At 40.4% G+C, this 14015-nt stretch carries 11 protein-coding genes and 4 pseudogenes; 8 read left to right on the top strand and 7 right to left on the bottom strand.

The genetic code is table 11. From position 1 onward, the window contains the following. Positions 1-154 precede the first annotated feature (154 nt). Positions 155-1345: an MFS transporter gene (locus LZZ98_RS08060; protein WP_237787397.1), complete on the top strand. Its 1191-nt coding sequence runs from the start codon at positions 155-157 to the stop codon at positions 1343-1345. 101 nt (positions 1346-1446) lie between these two features. Here the strand turns inward: LZZ98_RS08060 and LZZ98_RS08065 are convergent, their stop codons facing one another. Beyond that, positions 1447-2880: an alpha,alpha-trehalose-phosphate synthase (UDP-forming) gene (locus tag LZZ98_RS08065; RefSeq protein ID WP_237787398.1), complete on the bottom strand. Its 1434-nt coding sequence runs from the start codon at positions 2878-2880 to the stop codon at positions 1447-1449. Then, positions 2868-3716, bottom strand: coding sequence for a trehalose-phosphatase (otsB, locus tag LZZ98_RS08070; RefSeq protein ID WP_237787399.1), 849 nt, complete (start codon positions 3714-3716; stop codon positions 2868-2870). The genes LZZ98_RS08065 and otsB overlap by 13 nt, the downstream gene beginning before the upstream one ends. A 1189-nt stretch (positions 3717-4905) precedes the next feature. On the opposite strand from otsB, the gene LZZ98_RS08075 reads away from it, so the two are divergent. Further along, complete coding sequence (locus LZZ98_RS08075; protein ID WP_237787400.1) at positions 4906-5253, top strand: hypothetical protein; 348 nt, start codon at positions 4906-4908, stop codon at positions 5251-5253. A 75-nt stretch (positions 5254-5328) separates the two neighbouring features. Here the strand turns inward: LZZ98_RS08075 and LZZ98_RS08080 are convergent, their stop codons facing one another. Next, positions 5329-5766: a DUF2147 domain-containing protein gene (locus tag LZZ98_RS08080; RefSeq protein ID WP_442862700.1), complete on the bottom strand. Its 438-nt coding sequence runs from the start codon at positions 5764-5766 to the stop codon at positions 5329-5331. Positions 5767-6114: 348 nt separating this feature from the next. On the opposite strand from LZZ98_RS08080, the gene LZZ98_RS08085 reads away from it, so the two are divergent. Further along, a complete protein-coding gene (locus tag LZZ98_RS08085) occupies positions 6115-6261 on the top strand; it encodes a hypothetical protein (protein ID WP_171264064.1) in 147 nt (48 codons plus the stop codon). Positions 6262-6435: 174 nt separating this feature from the next. On the opposite strand, the pseudogene LZZ98_RS08090 reads toward LZZ98_RS08085, so the two are convergent. Then, positions 6436-6546: pseudogene (locus LZZ98_RS08090) on the bottom strand (IS5/IS1182 family transposase); the annotation flags it as partial. Between LZZ98_RS08090 and LZZ98_RS08095 the strand changes: the two are divergent. Beyond that, a pseudogene (locus LZZ98_RS08095) lies at positions 6535-6945 on the top strand (ABC transporter permease); the annotation flags it as partial. The pseudogenes LZZ98_RS08090 and LZZ98_RS08095 overlap by 12 nt on opposite strands. Positions 6946-7198: 253 nt before the next feature. Continuing rightward, complete coding sequence (locus LZZ98_RS08100; RefSeq protein ID WP_237787402.1) at positions 7199-9397, top strand: OsmC domain/YcaO domain-containing protein; 2199 nt, start codon at positions 7199-7201, stop codon at positions 9395-9397. A gap of 143 nt (positions 9398-9540) precedes the next feature. Here LZZ98_RS08100 and LZZ98_RS08105 read toward each other — a convergent pair. Next, positions 9541-9702 (bottom strand): annotated as a pseudogene (locus tag LZZ98_RS08105) (efflux RND transporter permease subunit); the annotation flags it as partial. Beyond that, positions 9680-9954: pseudogene (locus LZZ98_RS08110) on the bottom strand (efflux transporter periplasmic adaptor subunit); the annotation flags it as partial. The pseudogenes LZZ98_RS08105 and LZZ98_RS08110, both read right to left, overlap by 23 nt. Before the next feature lie 451 nt (positions 9955-10405). Here LZZ98_RS08110 and LZZ98_RS08115 point away from each other — a divergent pair. From LZZ98_RS08115 to LZZ98_RS08125, 3 genes are read left to right on the top strand one after another with little or no spacing between them, the layout of a single operon-like run. Continuing rightward, positions 10406-11629, top strand: coding sequence for an efflux RND transporter periplasmic adaptor subunit (locus LZZ98_RS08115; RefSeq protein ID WP_237787403.1), 1224 nt, complete (start codon positions 10406-10408; stop codon positions 11627-11629). Beyond that, positions 11626-12849 carry an ABC transporter permease gene (locus LZZ98_RS08120; RefSeq protein WP_237787404.1) on the top strand — a complete coding sequence of 408 codons (1224 nt, stop codon included), beginning with the start codon at positions 11626-11628 and terminating at the stop codon, positions 12847-12849. Before LZZ98_RS08115 ends, LZZ98_RS08120 begins: the two co-directional genes overlap by 4 nt. Further along, the gene (locus LZZ98_RS08125) at positions 12842-13570 is read left to right on the top strand and encodes an ABC transporter ATP-binding protein (protein WP_237787405.1); all 729 of its coding nucleotides are present in this window, start codon (positions 12842-12844) and stop codon (positions 13568-13570) included. Before LZZ98_RS08120 ends, LZZ98_RS08125 begins: the two co-directional genes overlap by 8 nt. A gap of 57 nt (positions 13571-13627) precedes the next feature. Here the strand turns inward: LZZ98_RS08125 and LZZ98_RS08130 are convergent, their stop codons facing one another. Next, complete coding sequence (locus LZZ98_RS08130; protein WP_237787406.1) at positions 13628-13813, bottom strand: hypothetical protein; 186 nt, start codon at positions 13811-13813, stop codon at positions 13628-13630. Positions 13814-14015: the final 202 nt, after the last annotated feature.

Genomic DNA, 14015 nt, shown 5'->3' on the forward strand with positions numbered 1-14015 from the left:
TAGGATTGATTTGATGTTTTTTTGTGTATAATTTCGCCAAATTAAAGCCCTTGTGAATTTATAGAAAATTTCTATAAGTGAGCAGGGGTTTTTCTATGGGAATCATCCTGAAAGGGACTGCCAAACAGCTTATTTATTGTGGTGGCACACACATATGTTTTTATCTAAAACAACACATCTGGATCATGCAACTCAGCACTCTGCACAGCGTCTATCCACCTTGCTCAGTTTCTTTAGTTTAGGACTAAGTACTGCGGCGTGGGCACCGCTTATTCCTTTTGCACAGCAGCGACTTCAGCTGAATCATGCCGATTTTGGTACTTTATTGTTGTGTATCGGTGCAGGTTCTATGCTGGCTATGCCTGCAACAGGTTTATTGATTCAGAAAGTGGGTTGTCGTGCCATTATTTCGGTAGCCGTTTTATTATTGCTCATGGTGTTACCTTGCTTTGCCTTGACCAGCAGTATATTAATCATGGCGATTGCTTTGTTCCTGTTTGGTACAGCCGCGGGTAGCTTGGGTGTGGCAATTAATTTACAAGCTGTGATGGTGGAAAAAAACAGTTCCAAAAGCATGATGTCGCAGTTTCATGGCATGTGCAGTTTAGGTGGCCTAGCCGGAGTCATGACTGTTACTGCCTTACTTGCATCAGGTGTGAGCCCCTTGATGAGTGCTTTGGCAATTTGTCTTTTATTAGTGATTTTGAGCGTCATGGCTGTGCCTAACAGTTTATCGGTCATTGAAAAAGAACCAAAAACCGATACTACTGAAGTTGAAAACAAAGCTAAAAAATTCCCCAGTCCGTTAATCATTTTGATGGGTGTGGTTTGTTTTATTGCCTTTCTTTCAGAAGGTTCTGCTATGGACTGGAGCGGAATCTATTTAATCAGTGAGTATGGGGTAAAGCCTACCGTTGCTGGGCTGGCTTATACTTGCTTTGCAATCGCCATGACTTTGGGGCGTTTTGCGGGTCAGTATTTAATCAAGGCTTTGGGCGAAAAAAATATCATTATTTACGGTGCACTTTGTGCAGCGCTTGGACTGCTGATAGTCGTTGCAGCTCCGCATTGGACCGTGGTTTTATTGGGCTATGCTTTATTGGGCTTGGGCTGTTCAAACATTGTTCCGGTGATGTTTTCACGTGTTGGCCGTCAAAATGTCATGTCTAAAGCAGCGGCATTGTCATGTGTTTCAACTATGGCTTATACTGGATCTTTATTGGGACCTGCATTGGTTGGGATCACCAGTGAAATGATGGGTTTAACCATGGTTTTCACCTTGATTGCAGCTTTATTGAGCATGATTGCTTTGCTCAATCATTTTACTCAAGTCAAAGCTTGTTAAGTTAATTTCTCTAGTTACTTTGCTAAAATTGCACGGGCATATCCAAAAATGGATATGCCCGTTTTTTTAGTTAAAGAATATAAATAGCTAATTATAAGTACTTAATAATTAAAAATTTTATGATAGGTCTTTTTCGCGGGTGATGGAAAAATATTGAATTCATCAGCTCCTTTCAGATCGGCTAAAAATGCATTACGCCAGTCATTGATATCAAAAAGTTTTAAGCCATTCATTAATTGCTGATAGCGTTCTAAACGTTCTGATTTTGCCATGGTTAAGGCTTTTTTTAGCGCCTGAATCATACTGCTACAACTTTCAGGATCGACAATTAACGCTTCAGACATTTGCGCTGCTGCACCGGTATATTTTGAAAGAATTAGTACACCAGGATTTTCAGGATTTTGTGCCGCGATAAATTCTTTGGCCACCAGGTTCATCCCATCGCGTAATGAATTGACCCAGCAAATATTGGCCTGCCGGTAAATTTTCATTAATTGATCATGTGAAATGGTGTCATGGGTACAATTAATCGGCAACCAGTCATCTTGGGAAAATTCTTGATTAATCAAATCCACCTTGGATTGCAGATGCTCAAATAAATCTTTATACGCTGCGATCTCCATCCGGCAGGGACAGGCAATTTGTATGTCGGTCAGGTGTTTATGATATTCAGGATTGTTTTGTAAAAATGTTTCCAGCGCATTAAACCGTTCGATTAATCCTTTGGAATAATCAATGCGATCGACACTGATAATGGTTTGTTGATCAGCCAAACCATCGAATTCAAATACCACAGAAGCATTTTCATCTTGTTGTTGCGCGACTTTTTGTATCAGTTCCGGGTTAACCCCAATGGGATAACATTTCACCGTCACCGGATGATGATTACAGTTCAACATTTGGCTATGAACGGGTTTTGTAGCCAGGTAATAACTACATACTTCCATACACTTCTTTTGGTCCTGTTCAGTTTGCAAACCCACCACATCATACTGGCAAAGGTCTTGAATCAATGAATGTACAGTAGGAATTAAATTCCAGATTTTTATACCGGCAAAGGGAATATGCAAGAAGAAACCAATTCTATTCTTCATACCCATTTCACGACAGTAACGGGCCACGCTAAAAAAATGGTAATCATGCACCCAGATGATGTCATCGGGCTGAGCAATTTTCTTGAGTTGCTGGGCAAATAGGTGATTAACCTGTTGATAGGTCTTGTATTGCTGAGCCTGATATTCAATTAAATCTGCTCGATCATGCATGGCTGGCCATAAAGTATTATTTGCAAAGCCACAATAATAATTTTGGTATTGTTCCTCGGTTAAAGGGCAAGTAACGTATTCCACACCTTTATATTCGGTTTGATTAAAATATGGCTCTTGATGATTTTCAATTTTTTCACCATTCCAGCCTAACCAGACTCCGCCAATATCGGTAAGTGCATCTTGTAATGCCACAGCAAGACCGCCCGCCGTTACTTTATTGGGGTTGGGTAAACTTACACGATTTGATAATACGATTAATCTAGACATGCTTTTTCTCCATTTGATACTTGAGACAGTCCCAACAAACGTGCTTTTAAAAATTGCGAAAATAGATTGAGAAAATTGGCGACATCAGAAACATTCTTCAGTCGATAGTGAGCGTGAGTTGATTCTGGGCCAACTTTTATACTGATACCGTTATAGTGATTGATGACTTTGAAGCCAGATTCATCGGTTCTGTCATCGCCAATAAAGATAGGCAAAACATCACTGAAATTTAAATGTTTTAATATTTTTTCAATGGCTTTGCCTTTATCGGCCTGTAACGGAAGCAGTTCAAATACAAACTTGCCTTCATTAATTTTTAGTCCCGAATACCTATGCTGCACATTTTCGGCAATTTGTCGGGCAATATCAGCCAATTCGGGACATTGCCGATAATGAAGGGCAACGGAATAGGTTTTATTTTCAATGAGTAGCTGCGGGTAAGGGCAGCAAAGTTGCTGGATCTCTTGCTGGATGAGTGATAAATCAAATTCTTCAGCTGCAGTATTAAGTTGCACTTCATGATTCATTTTAATTTCTAGACCGTGCGTTCCGGCAATGGGCATTTCAAGCGGGGCAATCAGTTGTTCAGCAATCTGTACGGAACGTCCTGTAACAAAGCTAACGGCAACATTAAAATTATTGATTTGCTGCAATATTTTTAATGTGGTTTTAGGGATAAAACTGCGGGATGGATCAGGATGAAACTCTGAGAGCGTGCCATCAATATCCAGAAATAAGCAAATTTTTTTATCTGCGTTTAAATAAGAAGTAATAAGTTGTAATAAATTTTTTGAATAATAGCTTTCATCTGAATAATAGGAACTAGGGGTATACATTTCCAATGCTGCTCATTATCTGGTCAATAATTAATAACATTAAAAAATGAGTGAAGAATACAAATTATTATTTAAACTACATAAATTAAATAAAGTTTACATATTTTACTCTTATTTCAAATTCGAAACATTTTTACTTTGAATAACATGCTGTTATTCGAATAAAATTTAGAATGGAAGCATCTGGAAAGCTGTAAAATGTATGATATATCACATTTTTATGGTTTATTTACATTTTCTTTTTTCTCAATATCGCTGCAAAATTTCTTTTTTAAATTAAATTCCATTCAAATTTTATGTGATTTAAGTTTTTGTTAAATATAATTAAATTAAAAGATAAAAGATTTTTTTAATAAAAAAATATTAACAAAGTTACATTTCAGATAACCTGTGTTACATGAATATATATTGATCTGAATTTAATGCAGTGCAATATTCGATTGATTAAATAATATATTGAATTACATATTTAATTATTCAATTAAAGAAAATTGGACATATTTTGAATCATTATTGTTGTTAAAATAATTATTTCAAAATATGAGTCTGAAACGTTAAATAATATTTAAAAGGAGTCATTTTACTTAATCATCCTTATTACTGTATCTGAGATAGAAAAATATAGAGATATTCTACCTTTATACATTTAAAAGTTAAAAAAATGGCAACTTTAGAAAAAATATTGTTATGGGATTTATCTTGTTTAATTTGTACTTGAGTTAAAACTGAGTGTGAAGCCGACAATATGCCTGGTGATCAAGCAGAGTATTTCACCAGATGTCTAATAAAATATGCAGAAACAAAAGGATATGAGTATTTAATCGTTAAGACCCATGTCAATATCACGCTGATTATCAATCAAGTTAAATTCACGTTCTGGATGGTAGAAATTCCTGAAATTCAGTCATGACGGGCATTTATAAAATATGTCTTTAAAGCGTTTCAGCACAATTTTTATAAAATCTAGATCACTCCTTATCTATATTTAAACAGGACCAAGAATGTGAAAAATTCTTACCATTTTTTGGTACATTCAATGGTCGTGAAAAACACATAAACTCTAGCCATTCACCTGATTTTATTGATAAAATTCGATTTTTACAATGGGTCATGCATCAGATAAACGAATGATCAGATATACAGGTTTTCTAGCATATACGAACACCAGATTTATAAAAGGATAACAAAGATGAACAAACTTATATTGCTCGGCATGATTTCACTTTTTGGATTACTGGGATGCCAAACCAATCTAACAGATAGGAATAGCACCGATAGAAATGATTTGGTTCTGATCTCGAAACCCTTAGGTAGCAAACAATGTTCAGAAACCAAGGCGGATTTTCTGCTTCAAAGGCTTCAACAAGGATTAGAACAGCAGCATATTAAAGTTTTTTCTGCTGAAATTGCTACAGACCAGAGGGTACATATTGCCTTATGTGGGGCAGACGACGGGAAAATAGCGATCTTCACAGTGAAGCAGGATTCGGTTATTAAAGCTGAAAAAATGGGCTATAAGCAAAAAAGTGAAAATTAAAAAAATTGATTGCTGAAAAAAGGCGACTTCATTCAGTCGCCTTTTTTTGGGAGATCAATGAGTTATCAATTGAGATTAATTGATCCTAATCCAGGTCTGACTGCGGCCTAAAGCTGAAACTCCAATATAACCACGACCATTTAAAATCTTACCATCCTCGGATAATTTGGCATTAAAACTATAAGTTTTACCATTTTTAGGGTCGGTAATTTTTCCTCCATCATAACTATTGTTACCGGCCTTTTTTAGTCCAGATACAATTTGTACACCTTGAAGTGGTTTATTATAAAATTTACCCTTGCACTTGGTACATTTTTCACCCTCAGTACCTTCTAATACATTAATAATTTTTGCAGAAAGCACACCCGGAGCGCTTTCTGTAAATTGCACAATGGATAACGGTTTTTTGGTTTCATCATCTATGGTTTTCCACTTGCTGCCATGTAAGGGATCAGAGGCTAGGGCTAGGGTAGACACTAGCGATAGAGCCAAGAGACTGAGCATTGTTTTTATCATCGTTAGACCTCAACTGATTTGAGTAAACTTTTATTCTGGTTGAAGTCAGATGGCTTTTAACAGACCTGCGATATCTGACTTCAACAGCTACAAAATCCATAAAGCACCATGTTGAGCCCAAATGATGCTAAAAAATATTGTAATTATTGTGGATTTTTCATGGATTTATGTTCCAAATTATAAGTATTGGTACATTTTTTATCCTATTTCTCTACAGAGCTTTATTCAAGTATTCGAAAATATGTACAAAAAACTTCTTTCATAAATCATTTTAGAAACTAAAACTTGTTCGTAAAGCCAAAATTGAAAATAGATTTTAGTCGATATTAGATTCATGAGTGTGGCATGGATGCCACACGTTTCCCATCCCTTGCGCTGCATTTTAAAGCAGTGCTTAAAACTGGCTCAGGAAGTCGTGTATGGGAAACAAAAGGTTTTTCTTGCGGACTCAAAATATATTTTGAGATCCTCATTTTGACCTTTCAAAAGTAGAGAGATTGCCTACGAAAAGATAAAAAACTAAATCAATAAAATGAGGCCGTGCTGATTTAAAAAAATCTAATATTGAACATTTTTTGATTTATGAAAGAGATCTAAAGATGAACTATTTTAAAATAATGACCAGATGAAGAATAGTTGAGAGTAGACCTCTTTCATAAATCATTTTTAACTCAACTCCAAATTATAGATTCCAGGGATTAAACTGAATCTCAAACCTAGTCGCTTAGCTCTGTTTCGGTAACGTTCAGCAAGGATTTTAAAGGTCTTCAGGCGACCATTATTCTGCTGATTATATTGTTCTGGTTCCAGATTCCCATGAATGGTTCACTGGGATTATTGTATTTTGGCTTGGCGGTTTTCAATGTTGCCGTGGTGGGAATTGGCTTATCTATATCGGCACTTTCAGTGAATATGCAACAAGCCATGCTGTTTACCTTTTTGCTGATTATGCCGCTGATGTTGCTATCCGGGCTGCTTACTTCCGTGCAAAACATGCCGCAATTTTTACAGATAGCGACCTATGTAAATCCTTTACGCTTCGGTATTGATCTGGTGCAACGTGTATATTTGGAAGGGGCACAGTTTAGTCAGGTGAAAAGGGATTTTGTGCCCATGCTGATAATGGGAGTAGTGAGCTTGCCTTTAGCGGCCTGGCTGTTTAGAAACCGTTTATAAAGGACAAATAAATAAATTTTCTTTGTATCAGCATTTCTCAGAAATCGGTGAGAAACACAGACAAAAGTTATCAATCAGGCAAAATCACTCTATAATACCGTCCATCTTTCTAGGGTCAGTCGTTCGGAATGCTGCACGAATGGCACTAGTCACACTATTGCTTAAGTCAATTTCTTATCCCTGATTCGGCTTATATTTTATTTTTTTGATTTTTATGTGTTGCACTGACACATAAGAATATTTAGGTGCCAGCATGGAAATTAAGGTCAATTATCTTGACAACCTTCGACAAGAAGCCAAGTTCGATGATTTCACGGTAATCGCCGATCAACCCATTCGCTACAAAGGCGACGGTTCAGCGCCGGGTCCATTCGACTACTTTCTCGCGTCCTCTGCATTATGTGCTGCCTACTTTGTAAAGGTGTACTGTGCAGCGCGTGATATCCCGACCGATAACATCCGTTTGTCGCAAAACAATATTGTAGACCCAGAAAACCGTTACAAGCAGATTTTTAAAATTCAGGTTGAGCTGCCAGCCGATATTTCCGAAAAAGACCGTCAAGGCATTTTGCGCTCAATTGATCGCTGCACGGTCAAGAAAGTGATCCAGACTGGTCCGGAATTTGTGATCGAAGAAGTAGAAAGCATTGATGCCGATGCTCAAGCCTTGCTGATGCCGAGCTTGACTTCGGAAAGCAGTACCTATATTCCGGGTAAAGATCTGCCATTAGAAGAAACCATCGCCAATATGTCCGGCATTATGGCGAACTTGGGGATGAAGATTGAAATCGCTTCATGGCGCAACATTGTACCGAATGTATGGTCTTTGCATATTCGTGATGCGCAATCTCCAATGTGCTTTACCAATGGTAAAGGTTCGACCAAAGAAAGTGCTTTGGCTTCGGCCTTGGGTGAATTCATTGAGCGCTTAAACTGTAACTTCTTCTATAACGACCAGTTCTGGGGTGAAGACATTGCCAATGCAGAATTTGTGCATTTCCCGGATGAAAAATGGTTCAAGCCGGGTCCGAATGGTGAATTGCCGAAAGAAATTCTGGATGAATACGCCTTAGACATTTATAACCCTGAAGATGAACTGCTCGGCACACATTTGTATGATACCAACTCGGGCAATACTGAGCGCGGGATCTGTTCACTGCCATTTGTACGTCACTCTGATGGTGAAACGGTTTATTTCCCATCCAACCTGATTGAAAACCTGTATCTTTCGAATGGGATGAGTGCAGGCAATACCTTGGCTGAAGCACAAGTGCAGTGTTTGTCTGAAATCTTTGAACGCGCAGTGAAACGTGAAATTCTGGAAGGTGAAATTGCACTGCCAGATGTACCTGAACAAGTCTTGGCGAAATATCCGGGTATTGTGGCAGGCATTAAAGGTCTGGAAGAGCAAGGCTTCCCGGTACTGGTGAAAGATGCTTCTTTAGGTGGCAAGTATCCGGTTATGTGCGTAACCTTGATGAACCCACGTACCGGTGGCGTATTTGCCTCTTTCGGTGCGCATCCTAAACTGGAAGTGGCTTTAGAGCGCAGCCTGACTGAGTTGCTGCAAGGTCGCAGCTTTGAAGGCCTAAATGATTTACCAAAACCAACCTTTAGCAGCAACGCTGTCACCGAGCCGAATAATTTTGTTGAACACTTTATCGATTCTAGCGGTGTCGTGTCATGGCGTTTCTTTAGTTCCAAGTCTGACTACCAGTTTGTGGAGTGGGACTTCACTAATGAAGGCAAAAACAGTAATGCCGAAGAAGCGGCAATGTTGTTCGGCATTCTCGAAGAAATGGGCAAAGAAGTGTATATGGCAGTGTATGAGCATTTAGGTGCAACAGCCTGCCGTATTTTGGTACCCGATTATTCGGAAATTTATCTGGTTGAAGATTTAATCTGGGACAATACCAACAAAGCCTTATTGTTCCGTGAAGATATCCTGAATTTGCACCGTTTAGATGAAGACCAGCTGGTGGCTCTGGTTGAACGTCTAGAAGAAGTGGAAGCGGATGATTACACCGACATCACCACTTTGATCGGGATCGAGTTTGACGACAACACTGTTTGGGGTCAGCTCACTATTCTCGAGTTAAAACTGCTGATTTATATTGCTTTACAAGAATTTGAAGAAGCCAAAGAACTGGTGGAAACCTTCCTTCAGTACAATACCAACACCGTTGAGCGTGGTTTGTTCTATCAGTGCATGAATGTGGTTCTGGAAGTAGAACTTGATGATGACATGGACCTGAACGATTACGAAGCCAATTTTCGCCGTATGTTTGGTGATGAACGTATGGATGCGGTGATCGGTTCTCTGGAAGGCAGTATCCGTTTCTATGGTTTAACTGAAACCAGCATGCAACTTGAAGGTTTAGACCGTCATTTACGTCTGATTGACAGCTACAAAAAACTGCATATGGCACGTGGTAAAGCTTTATCAGAGTGAACTCATTGAGAATGACTCAAATTTTCCTCTAAGGTAAATCCAAGAACGGCTTAATCATGATGATTAAGCCGTTTTCTTTTTAAAAATTCGTGGTTTAAAATGAGAAGATTGAATAACGTTTATTCTTGAATTTTAAAATCTTATAAAGCTCGTAAAGATGTAATTTCATCTTCAATTAAAGAAATCACACTGTCATTCAGCATTTGTGGTGTCGCGCCTGGATATATGGCAGTGATACTGATCTGAGGCGGTGCGACAGAGGGATAACGTGCAATCGGTAATTGAGGAATGCTCATTTGCCTGAAAGGTGGCTGAATTGATTTTAAATAAGGCTTGGCCTGCTTTAACTTCAGAGCCTTAAGTAAATAATACTTTTTCAATAATCCCGCCCACTTAAGGACGAATTTCTGCAATTTTATAGGCTTGAACACGCGCCGGTAGGTTTTCACTGAAATTCACGCTTTGCGGCTGTACTTTAAAAATACTCACTTGCGCCGCAGTACTTTCCGCTGTTTGCTGCTGTGTTTTTTAGACTTATGACAAGCCGCTAAACCCATACAGATATACAGCAACAAGAGTAAAGGGAAGAACACTCGTTTATCCATGAGAAAAGCACCTACAATTATTATTCTGTTTGTTTAAATGCGGCGTTTAAATTATGCAGACTGTCTGGAGACAGCAAGAAGCATAGTAATTTTAATAGCATGCTTTGTTTTGGGAGGGAAAATTATTATGTATCCGTATTTTTCTCTCAACCAAAATAAAACCATCCTTGTGACTGAAGATGACTATGAGAATATTGGTGACATCTTTGAACAATCCTTAAAATGAGACTTTAATAATATAAAAACCTACTATTGGTTAAATTCTAATAATCTAAATTTATGATAAAAAAGAATATTTCAAAATTACTATTTTTTTAATAAAATTACATATTACGAAAACACTAAATACTTCTACATCTTTTTAATTGAATATGCAGTTAAAAATCCTATCGGAGATGTCCATTTGCGTGCTGCCCGCTATAAAATTTTGATTGTTCTTCTGCTGATACTGGCAGTGGGTTTTGCACTTTTCCGCTGGTGGAGAGGTCCAGAACTACCGAGCTATACCTTAAGCGCTATGCCGTTGGTACAAAATGTGGTGGCGACAGGACGTGTTGCTACCGTTTCGCGTGCCGATGTCGGCAGTGAAATTACTGGTGTGGTGTTAGAGCGACGCGTTCAGGAAGGGGATCAAGTTAAGCCGGGTGACCTGTTGTTAGTACTGAAATCAGATGAATTGGCTGCCCAGGTCCGCCAGGCAGAAGTTGCGTTGACCGAATTAGCCACAAGCCGACGTCCGCAGGCAGCAGTAGAATTAGCCTCCGCCAAAGCCCAGCGTGAACAGGCCAACCGTGAAGCCAACCGTAGACGAAATGCCGAGGCAGGCATCCTTTCAGCTGAAGAAATTGAAAAGGCGGTAGAAGCTGAAAGGGTTGCACGTAATAACTTTGAAACAGCACGTTTAAAAGCAGCCGCACTGGCATCGGGTCAGGTTGAAGAGGCTTCATTACGCGAAAAGCTCGCCGTGGCACGTGCCCAACTGGACAAGACAAAAATCCGTGCAACGGCGGCAGGCACTGTGCTGACCCGGAATGTTGAACCGGGCGATCTGGTGCAGCCCGGCCAGAGCTTATTTACCATTGCACTCGATGGTAATACCGAAATCCGTGTACCTCTGGATGAACGTAATCTATCCCGCCTGGCTTTACAGCAAAAAGCCACGGTGATTGCCGATGCCTATCCTGACCAAACTTTCCCAGCATGGATTAATTTTATTGCTCCAAGTGTCGATCCTCAACGCGGTACAGTAGAACTTAAGCTCACAGTAAATCCAGTACCTGATTTTCTACGTCAGGATATGACCGTATCGGTGAATATAGAAACGGGTAGCCGCGAGCGGGCTTTAGTCATTCCAAATGATGCTTTAACTGGACTAAAAGGAGATAAAGCCACGGTACTACTGGTACGCAATGGCAAAGTCCAACGCCAGCAGGTGACTTTGGGGATGCGCGGACTGGATCGCACAGAAGTAACTTCTGGCTTAAAGGAAGGTGATCAGGTATTGGCTAATCCAGATGCTTCTTTGGAAGATGGCACGCGGGTGCGTTTAAAGCCACAAAATAGCTTAACTAAAAATCCTGCGAACCAAAGCAGTACCAAAAACGAAATACCGGTGAAATTCGATTGAAAAACTTTTTCGGACGGCTATGGACCGAATGGACAATTGCGGTCAGTTTCTTACGTGAAGGCCGGGCACAGTCCATCATGATTACTGTTGGTGTTGCAGTAGGCGTGGCTGTGATTGTGTTTGTTACTGCCTTGATTCAAGGCCTGCAATCCAATCTGGTCGACCGGACTTTAGGTACGCAGGCGCATATTCGCCTATTGTCCCCGGATGAAGTCAATCAGGTGGCACCGACTAAAGAAGGGGTGACCCAGCTTCTACTGGAAGATAAACGTGCCCAGCGACTCCGTTCGATTAATAACTGGCAGCAAATCATGACCACACTGGATCAGTTGCCAATATTGACTGCAGTTTCCCCGACGGTTTCCGGACCGGCATTGGTACAGCGTGGTGAAGCCATTGAATCTGTCGCGCTGGTCGGTATTGATCCAGAACGTTATCAGCAGATTATTCCTTTAAAGGAATATTTGCAAAGTGGTCAGCTGCGAGTAGGTGCGGATGATGTGATGATTGGTAGCGAACTGGCCAAGGACCTCGGTGTTCAGGTCGGTAGCAAGTTGCGGCTGGATACCGGACAGGAAAAGAGTACCTTGGTCAATATTGCCGGGATATTTGAGCTTGGGGTACGTGAACTGGATGCACGCTACGTGTATCTGGATCTAAAACAGGCACAATCCTTGCTGAATTTGCCGGGTGGGGTGACCGTGATTGATCTGAGAGTGAATGACCTTTTTCAGGCCGATCAAATTGCGGATCAGGTAGGACGTTTAACCTCCTTACAGGCTGAAAGCTGGATTAAAAGCAATGCCCAGTTAATGAATGCGATTTCATCCCAAAGTCTCTCCACCAATATGATTATTATCTTCGTCGCCGTTTCCGTGGCTTTTGGTATTGCCAGCGTCATGTCGGTGAGCGTGGTGCAGCGAACCCGGGAAATTGGTATTTTGCGTGCGACTGGTGCGACTCAATCGCAAATTTTAAGAGTATTTCTATTTCAGGGCGCGATTTTTGGCCTTATTGGCTCCGCAATTGGTAGTTCTGCCAGCTATGGACTTGTGTGGATATTTAATAATTTTGGTCCCGGCCTGTTTTATATTCCAGTACCAATTGAACTGGTATTTTTAGCATTGTTATTGGCAACATTGACAGGGGTATTGGCAGCAGCAGTTCCTGCTCGTCGTGCAGCAGCGCTGGATCCAGTGGAGGCAATTCGTCATGTCTGAGCAGTTTCAGGAGGTCTTGCGTTTAGAGGCGCTGCGAAAATCCTATAACATCGGTCAGCCCAATGAGGTGGAAGTCTTGCACGGCATTGATCTATGTATAGAACGGCAAGATTTTGCTGCGCTGATTGGTCCTTCAGGCTCCGGAAAAAGTACCTTATTAAATATTTTGGGGCTGTTGGATCAGCCGAGTAGTGGGGAATTGTATTTGCTGGGGCAGCCAACCAGTAAAATGCATGATACTGAACGGACTGCACTACGAGGTAACAGTATTGGCTTTGTATTCCAGTTCCATCATCTGATTCAGGCTTTTACTGCACTGCATAATATCTTGATGCCTTTAATGTTGACCCACGGCAGACCTGATAAGCAGATGATTGAGCGGGCACTTGAATTACTGGCAGCTGTCGGACTGGAAAAGTTTGCTGACCGTAAACCAAATGAGTTGTCTGGTGGACAACAACAACGTGTTGCCATTGCCCGGGCTTTAATTACCAATCCGGCTTTATTGCTGGCAGATGAACCGACCGGAAATCTGGATACGCAAACCGCTGAAGATATGTTTGCACTATTTCGTAAAGTGCATCAGGAACGGGATTGCGCTGTACTTTTGGTCACTCATGATCCGCGTCTGTCAGCGATGTGTGATCGAACCATTAACCTGGTCGATGGCCTGATTCAAAGTGATACGAGAGTGCAGCCGGTTGAAGAAGTATCTGAGTAATAGCTGAAGAGTAGGTAACCATTCATTTTTGACTCAGATTAATCAACTCATCGAGGATTATAAATTCTGATCCTCTTCGTCCTCATGTCTCTGACGGATCTGGTCTCGTTTTATCTGTGGGTCTTTGTCTACGCCTAACTGACTACGCTGAATCTCCCGATCCTGCTTTTCTTGCGGGTCTAATTCCTCTTCTGGGAATTCTTCATTCACTTCTTCATCGGTTTCTTTATCTGGATTAATCATAAGAATTTACCTTCTAAAATATGGATACCGGGTACGCTTAGCTGCTTCTCTATCTGAATATTCTTGTTATTGTATTGGAGAGCTGTAATTACACTGTTGTGTTTATAAGCTGCTTGATTTTATAAATTGTGGCTTGTGTTAATGTTGGTGTTCGTGGATGACTGGTCTACGCAGCTCAGCATAATTTGATTTTCATTTGATA

Origin of the sequence: Acinetobacter sp. SM34 (genome assembly GCF_022012365.1) — a bacterium.
Taxonomy (GTDB): domain Bacteria; phylum Pseudomonadota; class Gammaproteobacteria; order Pseudomonadales; family Moraxellaceae; genus Acinetobacter.

What these genes read in the sequence shown, in the direction of transcription:
- LZZ98_RS08060 (WP_237787397.1), top strand. Translation starts at nt 155, where the DNA reads ATGTTTTTATCTAAAACAACACATCTGGATCATGCAACTCAGCACTCT.
- LZZ98_RS08065 (WP_237787398.1), bottom strand. Translation starts at nt 2,880, where the DNA reads ATGTCTAGATTAATCGTATTATCAAATCGTGTAAGTTTACCCAACCCC.
- otsB (WP_237787399.1), bottom strand. Translation starts at nt 3,716, where the DNA reads ATGTATACCCCTAGTTCCTATTATTCAGATGAAAGCTATTATTCAAAA.
- LZZ98_RS08075 (WP_237787400.1), top strand. Translation starts at nt 4,906, where the DNA reads ATGAACAAACTTATATTGCTCGGCATGATTTCACTTTTTGGATTACTG.
- LZZ98_RS08085 (WP_171264064.1), top strand. Translation starts at nt 6,115, where the DNA reads ATGGATGCCACACGTTTCCCATCCCTTGCGCTGCATTTTAAAGCAGTG.
- LZZ98_RS08100 (WP_237787402.1), top strand. Translation starts at nt 7,199, where the DNA reads ATGGAAATTAAGGTCAATTATCTTGACAACCTTCGACAAGAAGCCAAG.
- LZZ98_RS08125 (WP_237787405.1), top strand. Translation starts at nt 12,842, where the DNA reads ATGTCTGAGCAGTTTCAGGAGGTCTTGCGTTTAGAGGCGCTGCGAAAA.
- LZZ98_RS08130 (WP_237787406.1), bottom strand. Translation starts at nt 13,813, where the DNA reads ATGATTAATCCAGATAAAGAAACCGATGAAGAAGTGAATGAAGAATTC.